Raw genomic sequence first — 14,101 nt, 5'->3', positions numbered from 1 at the left:
TCACGTCCTGAAAGGGCGGCGTATCCGTTTATTTTGAGTGAAGAGAGGCGCAATTTCGAAATGAGCTACAAGACAGAACAAAAGGTAAGAGTGAAAGTACCGGCAAGCACGGCAAATTTAGGTCCCGGCTTTGACTCACTGGGGATGGCCTTGAACTTATATGCTTGGATTGATATGGCGATCTCTGATCAGACAAAAATTCAATTGATTGGCGATCAGATGAGTGGAATTCCTACGGATAAGTCGAATTTAATCTATAAGGTCGCTCAAATGGTTTTTGATAAAGCGGGTGTTTCACACCCTGAGCTTGAGATTTCCATGTATAGTGAAATTCCGCTTACACGTGGTTTAGGAAGCAGTGCCTCTGCTATTGTAGGTGCACTTGCTGGAGCGAATGCCCTTATTGGGAATCGATTCTCAACCTATGAGCTGTTTCAAATCGCTTCCCGTCTGGAGAAGCACCCTGACAACGTAGGTGCAAGCTTGTACGGTGGCATCGTCGTTGCATTCTGGGACGAGGTGAAGGCCGAATCTATTCGAATTGAGCCAGATTGCAACTTGGAGGTGCTGGTAGCGATCCCCGCCTTCCAACTATCAACAGAAAAGGCGAGAGGCGTTATGCCGCAGCATGTCACGATGAAGGATGCCGTGTTCAATCTCAGCCACTCCTCCTTGCTTGTTGCTGCGCTTAGTACAGGCAATCTTGACATGATCCGTCATGCGATGAAGGATCGCTTGCATCAACCTTACCGCGCAGCGCTCATTCCTGGTATGAAGACATTGCTGGATGAGTGTGAGCATCATGGCGCACTTGGTGTAGCTTTAAGCGGGGCGGGACCAACGATGCTTGCGCTCGTGGATTCACGCAGTGAGAAGAAAGCGGAGTTGGAGGCGTTCCTTCACAGTACGTTGGCGAAGGAAGGCATGGAAGCCCAGCTCCTTTGGCTGAAGCCAAGCCAAGAAGGTGTGACAACCATGGAGCTTAATAGCGGGGATGAAGGGCTTCTTTCCTTGGTAGATAAAGAGGTGCTTGCATGAAGCGAGTTGCCATTCTTGGACCAAGTACATTTTCAGAAGAAGCTACGCGTCATTTTCTAGGTGAAAGCTTTGAGTACGTGTCATATAAGCTGATTTCTGAGGTTTTTAATGCAACGGCATCGGGTGAAACTGACTTGAGTGTTATACCGATTGAGAATACACTTGAGGGCTCTGTACATCTGCACGTGGACTGGCTCGTTCATGAAGTTGATCTTCCGATTCGAGCAGAATGGGTGTTTCCTATCGATATGAATCTGATTGGATACCCGAGTTCCGATATTGAAGTTGATGCCTCGAATCCATATCAGCATATTCGCAAAGTGTTGTCGCATCAAGTTGTTCCTGCGCAATGCAACCAATTTATGAAGCAATATCTTCGTGAGGCTGAGTTTGAACAAGTCAGCTCAACGGCTGAAGGTGTACGTATCGTATCAACGTTGCAAGATCCAACGGTTGCTGCGATTGGTACGGCCATTGCCTCGGCCAACTATGGCGTTCCCATGCTGCAGCGGGAGATTCAGGATCACAAAGATAACATGACGCGCTTCTTGCTTGTAGGTAAGGAAGCTTCAGAATTAAAGTCATCTGACGATATGAAAACAACGATTTTGGTAACACTGCCTGAGGATTATCCGGGTGCGCTGCATCAGGTGCTCTCAGCTTTTGCTTGGCGGAGAATCAACCTTTCGAAGATTGAATCGAAGCCGACAAAGAAGAAGCTTGGCAATTATTATTTCTATATCGATATTGTCGGCAATATGGACTCTGTCCTACTGCCTTCGGCTATTCAAGAAATTGAAGCCATTGGGTGCCAGGTTCGAATTTTGGGCTGTTATCCAAGCTATTCATATACCAGTTCTTAATGGGAATCCCTTGCGTTTATGACGCGAGGGATTTTTTTTGTGCGACAGGGGCAAAAGCCTAGAATCGCGCATAAACTGTAATATCATTATTGTGAATAAGCGAATACTGACGCGGCCAAGTTGATGGCGATTGGAAGAGATACGCGAAGGAGATGCTTACGAAACCAGTTTTTCTATCGAAAAACGCTAAGTTGATGCTTATGAAGTCAGTTTTCTGAAGAAAACTTTAAGGAGGTAGGGTTTTGAAAATCCATATTGTCAAAAAAGGCGATTCCCTGTACGAGCTCGCGAAAAAATACCAAACCACCCTAGATCAGATTATCGCACTCAATCCGCAAATAGCCGACCCGAATGTGATTGAGATTGGGATGAAAGTGAAGATACCTTCAGTGCCGAAGCATGTAGATCCACCTGCATCTGATTATGTCTACAAACACGTCGTTCAGCAAGGTGACAGCTTGTGGAAGCTTGGCAAAGCGTGGGATGTGCCATTGCAAGGGATGATTAAGGCAAATGCACATCTGAAGAATCCAAATGTTCTTATGACGGGGGATGTTGTCTATGTCCCCAAAATGCAACACGGACATGGTCACACGGATGCTAACCAGCATCATATGCACCACACAACATCTAAGGTGTCTACTGCGCCGTTTGCTCCAGTTCCCATGATAGAACCAATGCCGCCAGCAAATGCCTATCAACAGCCGATTATTCCAAGTCCGCAAATGCCAGCTGTTGAAGCCCCTCCATTGTCTACAGGGGAAACCGTGCCTGCAGCACCTGGGCAGGCGCCAATGCCAATGCCAATGGCTTCACCCGTCATTCCTGCACCAGTCATGGAAGGCCCTGGGCTTCATGAGCCTTATGGGCAAGCGGTACATCCATTTCAACAATTTCATATTACAGCCACTGAGGTATTCGCTTATCCAGAGCAGCAGCACGAGGCGATGACGTACCCAGCATATTCCCCATATCAAGAAGAGCCGTGTGAGCCGCTTCCAACGATGATGGAACCAGTGTCGGTAGTCGATGAGGGGTGCGGGTGCGGCGGTCCTGCCATCAACGAGCAGCCTTGGATGACCTATCCAGCACATTATTCAAATGTCCCTATGGGCAATCCTTGGGACAATATGCCACACGACATGACGACCTTGCCTGCTTTTTATCCACCGCCTATGCCTTACGATCATCCAATGGCACAGCACTATGCTTATCAGAATGATCCTTATGGTATTCCATATGCAGGTGCCGAGCAGCATGATCCTTACGGTATTCCATATGCAGGTACCGGGCAGCATGATCCTTACGGTATTCCATATCCAGGTGCCGGGCAGCATACTCCTTATGAATCATCTCTTTTGCCTCAAGTGCAAACGCATGAGCTCAAGAAGGTTTCGGATACGTTAGAGGAGTTTGAAATTGACATTCGCGATAAGCAAAAAGCGAATAAACCGAAGTCGAGTACAAGTCGATCAACGCGTAAAGTAAAGCTGTCAGGCGCTTCAGCGTTGAGTTCCTTCCTACAGCAACAAGAAAGATCTACAGAGAAACACGAAACGAGCAAACCAAATAGCCCATGGATTAATTTCTAGTATACAAAAAAGAAGCCTCTAACCACGATAGACAGCGTGGTTAGAGGCTTCTTTGGTATGTGTGATAAGGGACGAATCAAGCGATCATGCCCAGTGTGAAGAAGGTCATTAAACCAATCACGAAATTCATTCCCCACTTTTTGCGGAGGAGCTCACGCCCGCGGTGCAAGCGAGTTTTCACGGTTGTAATCGGTAAGTTTAGTCGCTCACTAATTTCTTGAAGAGAAAGCTCCTCTAAATAGTAGAGCGTGATAATCCCCTTATACTTATCCGCTAATTTATTTATGGATGCGTGCATGTGCTCTTGAACTTCGGTTTGGAGCACGACGTGTTCCGGTGATTGATCTTGACTGGCCAGCTTACTATAGTAGCTGTAATCGTCATCGAGATCACCCAGCTCCGCATCGAGGGATTGAACAGGTCTCTTTTTCCGCAACAAATCTATGGCCACATTTTTTCCAATCCGATAAATCCAAGTTGAGAAATTCTGGCTTTCATCAAAGTGGTTCAAATTCAAATAAACGCGGATAAAGGTTTCTTGGACAATATCCTCCGAATCAGGACGGTTATGCAGCATCCGAAAAGCAAGCTTTTGAATTTTATTACGATAGAGCTCGACTAATTCCACGAAAGCGTTGCGATCGCCCCGTCTGGATAATTGAATTAATTGAAGTTCTGCCACATTCATGATGTTTCCCTCCTTAGAGATGTCGTTTAGAGATGGTGTAATGCGGTCTCTGTTGTGTATTTCATATATATCGTCTTTCTTGCATGCCAATGAGAGTTTTTCATCTATCTTTGACTATATCATTTCTGTGGCAACAGTCAAATTCAAATGCGAGTTAGAGCGCTTTTATAACCATTTGTTGCCGAAATATTGTAGGTTTCGTGACGATTAGGAATGTGGACTTGGAGATGAATGGGTGACAGAGGTTGTCTTCGTCATATTCGTTGCTCCAGACCCATCCTTATGAATTTCGTTCCATAAAACTACGCTCCCCCAGAATAAGACTACACCGATAATAAGGAGGGTTGTGCGTTTAATTGGTTTTCTTCCGTTCATGGTTGCGTTCACCATCCGTCTTGATTGGTTTCCTTCTCTTCTATGGTAAATGATGTATAGTGCTTCTGGCAAATGGAAACAATACGAAAAAACAAGAAGAAGGGGATAACGTGAATGTACATCGGTTCTTGAAGCAATTGAAAAAAAGGCTACGCTGGAAGCGCAGTTGGTTGACCCTAGGAATGTTCGTGCTGGTTGGCATAGTTACCTGGTTAGTATATGCGTCAAATAGCTACCAAGGTGATAATGACGCCCTCAACCCGAAAGGTGCCATTCGAGCGACAATCGCTGGTTTAATGCCGGAAGATGATGTACGTCTTCAGGAAGCAACAAAGCAGTTGCAAACCATTACGGATCGCAGAGAAAGCTATTTGCTCAAGTCCTATGTTTGTGGCGAAGAACGCAGTCAGTTGGGTTCGCATACGTCACAAGAATTACTCTCCCTGCAGAAACAACATCCGAGCTGGCGGCTAAGCATCGAGGCAACAGGAAAGGTTGTTTTTACGGAAAACATTGAAGATCTATCTCCAGACTGCAAAGAAAGGGCAGTTTTCGGAATTGATGGCAGCAGCAATCTGTCGTTATTCGATGGGACCCCTGCCAATAATCATATCATTCGAACCTTTTTTCAACTAAATATAGAGCAGTTAGAAAGCAGCTTACCCAGAGATACCGTAGCACAGCTGCATGAAGGAATTCGAGTCTCCGATATAGAGGAGTATAATAGCGTATTATCTACATTTAGCGATTATGCCATAGAAATGACAGAAGGTGCAATTTCAAGACACTAGCCAAACCATCACATAGATAAAATCAAAGAGATAGTTTCGGGATTTCCCGAGTCTATCTCTTTTTTTTGTTGAAATATAGAACTTATATGTGTCACTCGAGAAGTCGGCTATATTTCGTGATAAACACTCCGACAAGTCCAAGATGTACGTTGTAGCCGTTTATTTTGTCTGCTATAATGGAAATGACTACATATGTTCGCTTTTTTTAAAGATGGGAGAGAAATACTTTGCGTATTCTAGGGATTGATCCAGGGATCGCGATCGTAGGCTTTGGATTTATTGATAAAATCGGCAGCAAGCTAGTTCCGGTACAATATGGTTCGATTCAAACGGAAGCACATACGGATCCTGGTATCCGATTGAAGGATGTCTATGACGCTACGGTGCAATTGATAGAGAAATATAAGCCAGATGTCATGTCCATTGAGAAATTATTTTTTAATCGAAATGTTACAACGGCATTCACAGTAGGACAAGCGCGAGGTGTAATGATACTTGCAGGTGTCCAGGCTGGGTTACCGATTGCTGAATATACGCCACTTCAAGTCAAACAAGCTGTTGTTGGATATGGGAATGCAGAGAAGAAGCAGGTGCAGGAAATGGTCAAAATTTTGCTGAAGCTGTCACAAGTGCCGAAGCCAGATGATGTCGCGGATGCGCTGGCTATCGCTATTTGTCATGCTCATTCCTCTGCACTTCAAACTAGGATAAACGAGGTTGGGAAACGATGATAGATTTCTTACGAGGTAAGGTTGCTCTTCGTGAAAGTGATTATGCAGTTCTTGATGTGAATGGTGTGGGTTATCGGGTATTCTGTCCAAATCCGTATGCCCTTTCGCATAAGGAAAACGAGGATGTCACGATGTTCATCCACTATCACGTGCGAGAAGACGCTCATCTGTTGTTTGGTTTTATCACACGTGACGAACAGTCCTTATTCCGCTTATTATTAGATGTGAGCGGCATTGGTCCTAAGGTAGCGCTAGGTATTCTGGCAGCGGGTGGAAGACCTGAAGCGGTCATCCTGGCGATTAGCCAAGAGAATCTAGCGTTTCTAACGAAGCTTCCTGGTATTGGAAAGAAAACAGCTCAACGCATTATACTAGATTTGAAAGATAAGCTCGGCTCTGTGAGCTTCTCAAGTCCGGAAGCTGCAGTCGCATTAAGTGTTGTCGGATCAGCACAATTAACCGAAGGTGGTTTGCCTTGGAGCGAAGCGAAGGAAGCGTTAATGACACTTGGCTACACAGAGGCAGAAGTGGATCGTGCGTGGCTGCAAGTGAAACCCAAAGCGCAACCTTCCGACTCCGTTGATGTCCTAGTGAAGCTTGCGTTGCAGGCTTTATTTACGATGTAAGAAACTGAACGTGCAAATTTAGGAGGGACACCATGGACAATGACCGGATCATATCGGCTAATTTTATGATGGAGGACAATGTGGTCGAGTATAGTCTGCGTCCTCGTTATTTGGCTGAATATATCGGCCAGAAGCAGGCGAAGGAGAACCTCAAGATCTATATTGAAGCTGCGAAGATGAGGAAAGAAGCCCTAGATCATGTACTCCTGTATGGGCCGCCTGGTCTCGGTAAAACGACACTATCCAACATTATCGCCAATGAGCTTGGTGTGAATATTCGTACGACCTCAGGTCCTGCCATTGAGCGACCTGGGGATCTAGCAGCCATCCTGACGAACCTGCAGGAAGGCGATGTGCTCTTCATCGATGAGATTCACCGACTCCACCGGACGGTGGAAGAGGTATTATATCCAGCGATGGAGGATTTTGCCCTTGATATTATTATCGGCAAGGGCCCAAGTGCACGTTCCGTGCGCCTCGACCTGCCGGCGTTTACCTTGATCGGCGCTACGACGCGTGTAGGGCTGCTCTCTGCGCCTTTGCGCGACCGTTTCGGAGTGGTTAGTCGTCTGGAGTTTTACACGGTGGATGAGCTCAGCTACATCGTTAGCCGGACAGCGGACATCCTGCAGGTCGGCATCGTTGGTGATGCTGCCCGCGAAATCGGCATGCGTTCGCGTGGAACTCCGCGTATCGCGAACCGATTATTGAAGCGGGTACGCGACTTTGCTCAGGTGAGAGGCGACGGCATCATCACGATGGAGTTAGCGAAAGAGTCGCTTCGACTCTTACAAGTTGATGACCTGGGACTTGATGAAATCGATCATAAAATGCTACGTGCCATTATTCAGAGCTTCCAAGGAGGCCCTGTCGGGCTCGAGACTATAGCAGCAACCATCGGTGAGGAAAGTCAAACGATTGAAGATGTATATGAGCCGTATTTACTTCAGATCGGTTTTATGCAGCGTACGCCTAGAGGTCGTACCGTGACACCGCAGGCATATCACCATCTTGGTTTACCAATACCAGAGCAACGTTAAATCATTTCGGTTCATCTTTTTAATGGAATGACAATTGTAAGCTTTTGCCGCTGCTGAAAGGGCGGGCAAGAGCTTTTTTTGTCAATTTTTTATGCGCGCAAACAAAACTTCTATCTCTTGCTAGAGTCTACATTACTAGATGAACGAGAAAGAAAGGATTCGATACCTTCATGTTCGGAATACATAAGCTGATTAACCCTAAGCGTATTGCCATCATAACGACTGCAGCTTTAACGTTTACAGCCATTTCATATGGGGGATCTGAGGCTAATGCGGAAGCAAGTAAGCATTTGGATCAGATTCGCGTTGCACTTGTGATTAATGCTACCAAATATAAAAAGATAGAGCCGCTAGTTTCACTATCATCCCCAGGCGGTTTTGATATCAGTGTTCGCAGTTCAGCGAATACGGAGACGAAGCCATGGGCTTCCGTTTCGGATACAGCGATTCGGATGTCATTAGATCAATATAGTATGCTGATGTTAGAAACGTCAGATTTCACAGCGGCAAAGACACTAAACACTAAGCTAGCCGTAATGGCAGAGGAAAGCTACGTGTTAAGTCGTGAAAAGTTGGGTAAAAATGTGTACCAAGTTTACTATGGGAATCTGCCTACGAAGGCTGAAGCAGAAACTGCGGCAGCCCAAGCGCTGAAAGACCCAACGGTAGCTGCCTTAACGAAATTGGCTGCACCTGCGATCAGTGGCCCACTGCATCTGAGTGCGGGTACTTTTGCTACAGAGGCTGCTGCACAGCAGCAAATCAGTGTGTACACGCAAGCTGGTGTTACAGCTGATTTGATTTTACAGGCAGATGCAATGGGGAAAGTTGGCTTCGGCGTTTGGGTAGGTAATGAGGCAACAGATGCTAAACTAGAGGCTGTGAAGCAAGCAGCACTGAAAGCTGCACCCAACACACCTCTCCAAGCTGCGAATACGAAGGCTGTCTATTTGATTCGCAGGTCGGATGTTACGTCCTCAAGCAGTCCTACAATTGCTGTAACCCATTATTCGACAGGTATAGGAGAGCAGAAAACGGTGCTGCATCCTAAGAAACAAGGCATAGCTGTGAAGGAGCGGTTGGACCGCAGTTTCCGGGGAGACATGGAGATAAGCACATATCATGACCGACTGGCTTTGGTGAATGAAGTTCCCATGGAGCAGTACTTATACGGGGTCATTGGCGCTGAACTTAACGCGCAATGGCCAGCAGAAGCATTGAAGGCGCAAGCTGTTGCGGCGCGTACGTATGCCATTTATCAAGGGAATAAATATGAGATTGCTCAGGTCACGGATACAACGCTGGACCAGGCTTATTACGGTTTGGATAAAGAATTTACGGCTGGTAATCAAGCGGTTGATGCCACGAAGGATGAAGTGATGTCAGATAAACGCGGTGCCTTGATTTTACCTGTATTTGGATCGAATGCAGGTGGGAAGACCGCAGATTCTACAGAGGCTTGGGGCAATTCTGTTGATTATTTGCGCAGCGTTGCAAGTCCAGATGAAGGTGCTGAACAGGGTAAAGCCATCTGGTATCAGATTCAATTGGCAGACGGTCGAATCGGCTTTGTACATAGTTTGTATGTGAAGGATAGTGGACAAAAGGATAAGTCTGGTAAGGCAATTTACGAAGCGACAGAGCAGGATGTGAATGTCCGTCTAGCTCCGTACGTTGATAACGTAGCAAATCCAGCCATCGCGAAGCTTGCAGCGAAGGAGAAAGTCGTGATTCTTGGTCAAGAGAGGGAATCGAATGCTTATTCTTGGATTAGAGGCCCTTTTACATTAAGTGAAATCAAAAGTAAGCTTGAGTCATTTACGAAAACTCCCATCAACGGAGAATTAACATCACTTGAAGTTTCCAAAAGAGGGCCTTCTGGCCGCGCTATCGAGTTGAAAGCGAACGGTGTTGTTGTCAATGTGAAGAATCCCGATGACATTCGGAGCGCACTTGGTGGATTACCAAGCACGCTGTTTGAAATAGAAGGAGCTGGCAGTTATACTGGTACTAGCTCTAATGTTGCAAGCTTAGCTTTCCTGAGCAGCACGGGCATTGTTTCGAGCACTGGGACGACAGATAGTGTCTATGTGTTATCTGGGAAACAATCACAACCCACTGCTGTGAAGAAAACGGATATCATGACGATAAGTAGTAAGGGTGTTAGTAAGCCCGTTTTGAGTGGAACTTCTGGCATTCCACCAAAAGGATCCACTACACTACTTGGCAGTCCTATTATTTTTCGTGGAAAAGGCTTTGGGCATGGCGTAGGTATGTCCCAATGGGGGGCAAAAGGCTTTGCGGAGATGGGTTACGATTACAAAAAAATACTTCAGACGTATTATACTGGGGTCAACATAACGAAGGAATGAATATAAAAGATGGAAGTACAAGCTTTCGATTTTGAATTACCTGAATCTTTGATTGCCCAGACGCCGTTGCTGCAACGCACGGCGTCTAGACTACTAACTTTGAATAAAGAAACAGGTGAAATGGCTCATCGCACGTTTGAAGATCTGATTGAATACGTAGAAGCCGGGGATTTACTCGTGATGAATGACACACGAGTCATTCCAGCACGGCTTTTTGGTATGAAGAAAGACACGGGCGCTAAAGTCGAATTATTGCTGCTGAAGCCGCTAGGCGAGGATCGGTGGGAGGCTTTAGTCAAGCCGGGGAAACGCATGCAATTAGGAGCGGTAGCCGTATTCGGTACGACGGCTGCTGATGATAAGGAACCGCTGTTAACTGCGGAAGTGGTGGAAGTGGGAGAAATGGGAGCGCGCGTGCTGCAATTCCGTTATTCCGGTATTTTTAATGAGATTCTCGATCAATTAGGAGAAATGCCGCTACCGCCTTACATCAAGGAGCAGCTATCGGAGCGGGAGCGTTATCAAACCGTCTATGCGAAGCATGAAGGGTCATCCGCCGCGCCAACCGCGGGCCTGCATTTCACGGAAGACTACTTGGCTAGGCTTGGTGCCAAAGGTGTGCGACTTGCGTTTGTAACGCTGCACGTAGGTCTAGGTACTTTTCGTCCTGTATCTGTAGACAAGATTGAAGATCACCAAATGCATGCCGAATATTACATACTTACAGCGGAAACAGCTTCACTAATTAATGAAACCAAGGCAGCAGGTAAACGTGTCATTGTGGTTGGTACGACATCTGCACGCACACTTGAGACAGCCGCAGGGTTGAGTCGAGAGCAGCCAAGCTACATAGAGGGCGAGCCTTTAATCATTCAGCCCTCGCAAGGATGGACGTCTATCTTTATTTATCCTGGGTATTCGTTCGGTGTCGTCGATGCGTTGTTGACGAATTTCCATCTTCCGAAGTCGACGCTGCTCATGCTCATTAGCGCATTAGCGGGACAAACGCATGTGATGAAGGCCTACGAGGAGGCTGTGAAAGAGCAGTATCGGTTTTTCAGCTTTGGCGATGCCATGTTCATTTATTAAGGAAAGTAAACTAACGAGAAGAGCAAGCTTAGAATAGGAAGTGGATATGATGACAGCAGCAGTAACCTATGAATCGATTAAAACCTGTAAACAATCCGGCGCTCGTTTGGGCCGCGTTCACACTCCGCATGGCGTTATAGAAACGCCCGCGTTTATGCCAGTGGGCACACAAGCAACGGTGAAGACGATGAGTCCAGAAGAATTGAAAACGATGGACGCGCAAATCATTTTGAGTAATACGTACCATTTGTTTATTCGCCCTGGACATGAGATTGTGAAAGAAGCTGGCGGATTACACAAGTTCATGAATTGGGATCGTCCCATTCTGACGGACAGTGGTGGTTTTCAAGTATTCAGCTTAAGCAATATGCGTAAAATTACCGAAGAAGGCGTTCAATTTAAATCGCATTTGAATGGAGACAAGCTATTTCTTTCACCGGAAAAAGCGATGGAAATTCAGAATGCGCTTGGTTCTGATATCATGATGGCATTCGATGAATGTCCGCCTTTCCCTGCTGAGTATGAATATGTGAAAAAATCGTTGGAGCGTACGACACGGTGGGCAGAGCGTTGCCTGCAAAGTCATGCTAGACCGCAGGACCAAGGCTTGTTTGCCATCATTCAAGGAGGCATGCATGAAGATCTACGCAGGCTGAGCGCCGAGCAGTTGACTTCCATGGATTTCCCGGGGTATGCTATTGGTGGACTGAGTGTGGGTGAACCTAAGCATTTGATGTATGAAGTGCTAGATTACACGACACCGCTTATGCCTGTGAACAAGCCCCGTTATCTCATGGGTGTTGGCTCCCCAGATGCCTTGATTGAAGGCGCTATCCGAGGCATTGATATGTTCGACTGCGTGTTACCGACACGGATTGCTAGGAATGGTACATGCATGACTAGCACGGGGAGGTTGGTCATTCGTAACGCCAAATATGCGACAGATTTTGGGCCCTTAGATGCGAAATGCTCCTGCTATACGTGTACCAATTATAGCCGAGCTTATATTCGCCATCTCATCAAAGCGGATGAAACGTTTGGTATTCGATTGACAACGATACATAACCTTCACTTTCTACTACAGCTTATGCGTGAGGTCAGAGAAGCCATTAAGGAAGATCGTTTACTTGATTTCCGTGATTCCTTCTTTGCTGCTTACGGGCTGAATGATAATGAAAGAGGATTCTAAGAGAGGAGGATACCTATGTTTCTATTGGCTGACGATACTGCAAGCACTGGTGCAGTAGGATATTTGTATACATACGGGCCCTTAGTGCTCATGTTCGTAGTTCTGTACTTCTTACTTATTCGTCCACAGCAAAAAAGACAGAAAACACGTAGTCAAATGCTCGGAGGATTGAAAAAAGGGGATAAGGTTGTCACGATTGGCGGGCTTCACGGAACGATCGTGGAAATTACGGATGACATTTGTGTAATTCGTGTAAACGATGTTACCAAATTAACATTTGATCGCTCTGCAGTTAATGCGGTTGCACAAACCCAATCTGCGAAGGAATAGAAAATTGAAAAAAGCGAGGTCCTATAATAGGCTCTCGCTTTTTGTTTGCTTAGTATTCATTATTCTTTAATCGACGTTTGAGTAATGCGCGTTCCCCAAGGATGAGGCGGCCTTCGGCAATGCGTAGACCCATTCGTGCTGCTACTACACCGAGTACGATACCGGCACACATATCGGACAACCAATGAATGCCTAGATAGAAAATCGTGAAGATAATAAATGCCGCGGCACATGGAACAAAAACCTTCCAGAACATATTACGGCTCCTAACCGCAATGACGGCCATCGAGACAGAAATCGATGTGTGTAAGCTTGGAAAGCAATTGTCGAGACCAGACAAGGGTCTATAATCTTGCTCAAACGTTGGGAACACATCTAAGATAAGTAAATTCACTTTTGGGTGGAAAGACCATACTTCATTCACTGGGAAAAAGAGATAAAATGGAATAGCGATCATATAATTGAACATTAGAGCGTAACAGACAGCGTAGAAGAGCTTGTGATTCTTCTGGTACGTATACAGTGCAATCGATGTAATCATGAGAGATGGAAAAATGATTACATAAAAGTAACTACAAATAGCCGTTAGGATATCATTGTGAAAAAAGGTTTGAATTGACGCTACAAAGTCACCTTCAATGCTATAAATCGACTTCGTAAAATCGGCTCTGTATTGCATACCTTTTTCAATGGACATTTCGAACTTGTTGAACATGAGAATCATCAGCATGCCAATAAAGTGAAAAAGGTACTTTCGTGAGGTGAATATTTCTTGAACGAAGCTACTCGCAATGGTGTACGGGCTCTTTCGTGTCGCAATGATTACAAAAGCGAAAATTGTAAGTACAATATAGACTGTAGCGTGTGTCATAGATTGAAAAGGGCTCATGGTGTTTCCCCCCTATTTATTGGAAGTTTTGTGCGGCAATAACTATGACATTATACCACAATCAAAGGGGGGGGAGTGCAAACTTCACTGAAAAGACTTATTTTTGCGTGTTTACACCAAGCATGCCTCCGAGCGCCCCAGATGCGAATAAAATGCCAAGTAATTTGAGGGATTGAAGATTCAATCCAGCATCAAATGCTAGAAAACCGACTAAGAAAATAAGAATGAAATAGAAGACGCCAACCATGCCCCCGTGATACCAGCCGCGGCTTCCGGCTCGTTTACCTGAAACCCATCCTCCAATAAATAACGAGACTGCGTGGATGATGGTTGTTAAGGTGTGCAAAGAGCTTTCTTGTGTGCTCGTTAAAAGCAAAAACAAGGAGGTCACGATGGTTCCGATCGTCATCATCGTAAATGAGTAGACGAGTCCTGAAAATAAAGGCGATGTTATTCGAACCTGACTGACCGTTTTCATAGGGTTCACA

The 14,101-nt window shown here is 45.8% G+C and carries 14 protein-coding genes; 11 read left to right on the top strand and 3 right to left on the bottom strand.

Annotated elements, in window-relative coordinates:
• Window positions 1-60: 60 nt before the first annotated feature.
• From thrB to AC58P7_RS16260, 3 genes are all read left to right on the top strand, one after another.
• Window positions 61-1,038 carry a homoserine kinase gene (gene thrB, locus AC58P7_RS16270; protein WP_497344744.1) on the top strand — a complete coding sequence of 326 codons (978 nt, stop codon included), beginning with the start codon at window positions 61-63 and terminating at the stop codon, window positions 1,036-1,038.
• On the top strand, window positions 1,035-1,901 hold the full coding sequence (pheA, locus tag AC58P7_RS16265; RefSeq protein ID WP_497344563.1) for a prephenate dehydratase: 867 nt from the start codon (window positions 1,035-1,037) through the stop codon (window positions 1,899-1,901). Before thrB ends, pheA begins: the two co-directional genes overlap by 4 nt.
• Window positions 1,902-2,143: 242 nt before the next feature.
• Complete coding sequence (locus AC58P7_RS16260; protein WP_497344561.1) at window positions 2,144-3,493, top strand: LysM peptidoglycan-binding domain-containing protein; 1,350 nt, start codon at window positions 2,144-2,146, stop codon at window positions 3,491-3,493.
• 76 nt (window positions 3,494-3,569) lie between these two features.
• Here AC58P7_RS16260 and sigW read toward each other — a convergent pair whose 3' ends face one another.
• The gene (sigW, locus tag AC58P7_RS16255; RefSeq protein ID WP_497344559.1) at window positions 3,570-4,181 is read right to left on the bottom strand and encodes an RNA polymerase sigma factor SigW; all 612 of its coding nucleotides are present in this window, start codon (window positions 4,179-4,181) and stop codon (window positions 3,570-3,572) included.
• 512 nt (window positions 4,182-4,693) lie between these two features.
• On the opposite strand from sigW, the gene AC58P7_RS16250 reads away from it, so the two are divergent.
• The 8 genes from AC58P7_RS16250 (at window position 4,694) to yajC (ending at window position 12,724) form a co-directional block, all read left to right on the top strand.
• Window positions 4,694-5,347, top strand: a complete 654-nt coding sequence (locus AC58P7_RS16250) for a BofC C-terminal domain-containing protein (protein WP_497344557.1) — start codon at window positions 4,694-4,696, stop codon at window positions 5,345-5,347.
• Window positions 5,348-5,574: 227 nt separating this feature from the next.
• Window positions 5,575-6,078: a crossover junction endodeoxyribonuclease RuvC gene (ruvC, locus tag AC58P7_RS16245; RefSeq protein ID WP_497344555.1), complete on the top strand. Its 504-nt coding sequence runs from the start codon at window positions 5,575-5,577 to the stop codon at window positions 6,076-6,078.
• Window positions 6,075-6,704 (top strand): Holliday junction branch migration protein RuvA, encoded by a 630-nt coding sequence (ruvA, locus tag AC58P7_RS16240; RefSeq protein WP_497344553.1) that lies wholly within the window; start codon window positions 6,075-6,077, stop codon window positions 6,702-6,704. Before ruvC ends, ruvA begins: the two co-directional genes overlap by 4 nt.
• 32 nt (window positions 6,705-6,736) lie before the next feature.
• The gene (ruvB, locus tag AC58P7_RS16235; RefSeq protein ID WP_497344551.1) at window positions 6,737-7,744 is read left to right on the top strand and encodes a Holliday junction branch migration DNA helicase RuvB; all 1,008 of its coding nucleotides are present in this window, start codon (window positions 6,737-6,739) and stop codon (window positions 7,742-7,744) included.
• A gap of 170 nt (window positions 7,745-7,914) precedes the next feature.
• Window positions 7,915-10,116: a SpoIID/LytB domain-containing protein gene (locus tag AC58P7_RS16230; protein ID WP_497344550.1), complete on the top strand. Its 2,202-nt coding sequence runs from the start codon at window positions 7,915-7,917 to the stop codon at window positions 10,114-10,116.
• 9 nt (window positions 10,117-10,125) lie between these two features.
• Window positions 10,126-11,205: a tRNA preQ1(34) S-adenosylmethionine ribosyltransferase-isomerase QueA gene (queA, locus tag AC58P7_RS16225; protein ID WP_497344548.1), complete on the top strand. Its 1,080-nt coding sequence runs from the start codon at window positions 10,126-10,128 to the stop codon at window positions 11,203-11,205.
• A 49-nt stretch (window positions 11,206-11,254) separates the two neighbouring features.
• On the top strand, window positions 11,255-12,394 hold the full coding sequence (gene tgt, locus AC58P7_RS16220) for a tRNA guanosine(34) transglycosylase Tgt (RefSeq protein WP_497344546.1): 1,140 nt from the start codon (window positions 11,255-11,257) through the stop codon (window positions 12,392-12,394).
• Between the two features lie 15 nt (window positions 12,395-12,409).
• Window positions 12,410-12,724, top strand: coding sequence for a preprotein translocase subunit YajC (gene yajC, locus AC58P7_RS16215; RefSeq protein ID WP_497344544.1), 315 nt, complete (start codon window positions 12,410-12,412; stop codon window positions 12,722-12,724).
• A gap of 49 nt (window positions 12,725-12,773) precedes the next feature.
• Here the strand turns inward: yajC and AC58P7_RS16210 are convergent, their stop codons facing one another.
• Window positions 12,774-13,613: a phosphatase PAP2 family protein gene (locus tag AC58P7_RS16210; RefSeq protein WP_497344542.1), complete on the bottom strand. Its 840-nt coding sequence runs from the start codon at window positions 13,611-13,613 to the stop codon at window positions 12,774-12,776.
• A 97-nt stretch (window positions 13,614-13,710) separates the two neighbouring features.
• A complete protein-coding gene (locus tag AC58P7_RS16205) occupies window positions 13,711-14,091 on the bottom strand; it encodes a TIGR04086 family membrane protein (protein ID WP_497344540.1) in 381 nt (126 codons plus the stop codon).
• Window positions 14,092-14,101 lie beyond the last annotated feature (10 nt).

This window comes from Paenibacillus sp. J22FR5, assembly GCF_059691975.1.
The sequence above is the reverse complement of the archived record's forward strand: the minus strand, read 5'-3'. Positions and strand labels throughout refer to the sequence as shown.

What these genes read in the sequence shown, in the direction of transcription:
- sigW (WP_497344559.1), bottom strand. Translation starts at nt 4,181, where the DNA reads ATGAATGTGGCAGAACTTCAATTAATTCAATTATCCAGACGGGGCGAT.
- ruvA (WP_497344553.1), top strand. Translation starts at nt 6,075, where the DNA reads ATGATAGATTTCTTACGAGGTAAGGTTGCTCTTCGTGAAAGTGATTAT.
- AC58P7_RS16205 (WP_497344540.1), bottom strand. Translation starts at nt 14,091, where the DNA reads ATGAAAACGGTCAGTCAGGTTCGAATAACATCGCCTTTATTTTCAGGA.
- thrB (WP_497344744.1), top strand. Translation starts at nt 61, where the DNA reads ATGAGCTACAAGACAGAACAAAAGGTAAGAGTGAAAGTACCGGCAAGC.
- AC58P7_RS16210 (WP_497344542.1), bottom strand. Translation starts at nt 13,613, where the DNA reads ATGAGCCCTTTTCAATCTATGACACACGCTACAGTCTATATTGTACTT.
- AC58P7_RS16230 (WP_497344550.1), top strand. Translation starts at nt 7,915, where the DNA reads ATGTTCGGAATACATAAGCTGATTAACCCTAAGCGTATTGCCATCATA.
- yajC (WP_497344544.1), top strand. Translation starts at nt 12,410, where the DNA reads ATGTTTCTATTGGCTGACGATACTGCAAGCACTGGTGCAGTAGGATAT.
- ruvB (WP_497344551.1), top strand. Translation starts at nt 6,737, where the DNA reads ATGGACAATGACCGGATCATATCGGCTAATTTTATGATGGAGGACAAT.
- tgt (WP_497344546.1), top strand. Translation starts at nt 11,255, where the DNA reads ATGACAGCAGCAGTAACCTATGAATCGATTAAAACCTGTAAACAATCC.
- queA (WP_497344548.1), top strand. Translation starts at nt 10,126, where the DNA reads ATGGAAGTACAAGCTTTCGATTTTGAATTACCTGAATCTTTGATTGCC.
- pheA (WP_497344563.1), top strand. Translation starts at nt 1,035, where the DNA reads ATGAAGCGAGTTGCCATTCTTGGACCAAGTACATTTTCAGAAGAAGCT.